2 protein-coding genes are annotated in these 1,638 nt (G+C 74.9%); both read right to left on the reverse strand.

The window, feature by feature from the left end:
- Positions 1–15: 15 nt before the first annotated feature.
- On the reverse strand, positions 16–657 hold the full coding sequence (locus VGD85_RS00525; protein WP_331061492.1) for a DUF4129 domain-containing protein: 642 nt from the start codon (positions 655–657) through the stop codon (positions 16–18).
- The coding region (locus VGD85_RS00530) for a hypothetical protein (RefSeq protein ID WP_331061493.1) at positions 654–1,638 on the reverse strand (985 nt) is incomplete at its 5' end. The genes VGD85_RS00530 and VGD85_RS00525, both read right to left, overlap by 4 nt.

Genomic DNA, 1,638 nt, shown 5'->3' on the forward strand with positions numbered 1-1,638 from the left:
GCAGGGCTCCGCCGCTCACGAGCGGCCCGCCAGCGCCTCGTCGAGGTCCAGCACCTGCCGGGCCTGGTCCGCGGAGGCCGGACGGTCGCCGTACCGCACCTCGTCGAACAGGCTCGCGGTCCCGGCGACCAGCGGGCGCTGCTCGGGGTGGGCGGCCGCGAGCGCGGTGGCGACCTCGTGCGCGGTCGCGCCGGGACGGTCGTCGAGCAGGCCGCGCTCCACCTGTCGCACGGTCAGCGCGCGGAAGCCGTCGAGGACCGCGTCCGCGGCGCGGCCCTCCGCGAGTGCCCGCTCGGCGCGAGCCCGCAGCTCGGCGGCGGTCAGCCTCCGGTCGGCCGGCAGCACCGACCGGTCGCGCGCCCGGCGAGCGGTGCGGCGGGCCCGCGACACCAGGGCGCCCAGGGCGAGGGCCAGCAGCAGGAACGCGACCATCGCCGCGAACGTCGAGAGCGGCGGCGTGCCGGCCGCGGCGTCGACGACGCCGGTGACGAGCCGGTCGATCCAGTCCAGGATCTGCTGGAGGACGTCGCGGTCGTGGTACGCCGGGTGCAGGAGCTCGCGCCGCAGCAGCGAGCCGGCGTCGTCCGGTGAGGGATCGAGCGGTGGCTCGGCCCGCGCGAGCGTCAGCGCGAGGATCGGCGCGAGGGAGCCCGTCACGACGCGGTGATCCCGGCCTGGGCGAGCAGCTCGACGTCGTACGCCTCCTTGCGGATCCGCTGGTCGAGGTACTGCACGCTCGTGACCGCCGAGGCGAACGGGGTGACGAACGCCGTCTGCACGACGGTCGCGAGGGCGGTCAGGCCGACGAGCAGGAGCACGGCGTACCGCGACTCGGCCATCACCAGCGGCAGCACCTGGGCCGCGATCGTGAACGGCGCCGAGAGCATGCTGCCGGCGATGGCACCGATCACCAGCGTCAGCAGGGCGATGCCGAACGTGCGCCAGAACTGCCGGCGCGTGAGCCGGAACCCCCGACCGATCGCGGCGAGGACCCGGGTGCGCTCGATCATCAGCGCCGGGACCGGCAGGTAGTACACCCGGATCCAGAACCAGCAGGCGAACGCCACGAACGCCGGCACCGTGACCACGCCGAACAGCACGATCGCCCAGGTCGGCAGCAGCACGGCGACCAGCAGCCACAGCAGGCCGTAGCCGAGGACGAGGCCCGTCAGCATCAGGCCGAGCAGCAGCGTCAGACCGACCAGCCGCCATCGGGAGCCCCGGGTCGCCGCCCAGGCCTCGCCCAGCGAGAGCCGCCGGCCGATCGCCGCGGCGGCGGTGACGTGGGCGATCATCCCCGTCACCAGGATCGAGCCGATCGACTGCAGGATCGTCCCGAGGAACAGCGAGCCCAGCGACCCCGCGTAGCCCACCGCCTCGGCGGTCGACAGGTCCTCGCCGGACTGGGCGGCCGACAGGTCGACGAGCACGGTCAGCAGTGCGGTGACGAGCACCGGCACCGCCATCGACACCGCCGCGACCAGCACCGAGGAGCCGACGGTGGCCTTCGGGTTGAAGCGGATGATCCGGAACGCCGCGTCGTACATGTCGCCGAGCGCGAGCGGGCGCAACGGCATCGCGCCGGGCTTGTGGGCCGCCCCCAGCATCCCCGGCGCCGGGACCGGCGCGGGCGGCTGG

Source organism: Nocardioides sp., assembly GCF_036401255.1.
GTDB lineage: Bacteria > Actinomycetota > Actinomycetes > Propionibacteriales > Nocardioidaceae > Nocardioides.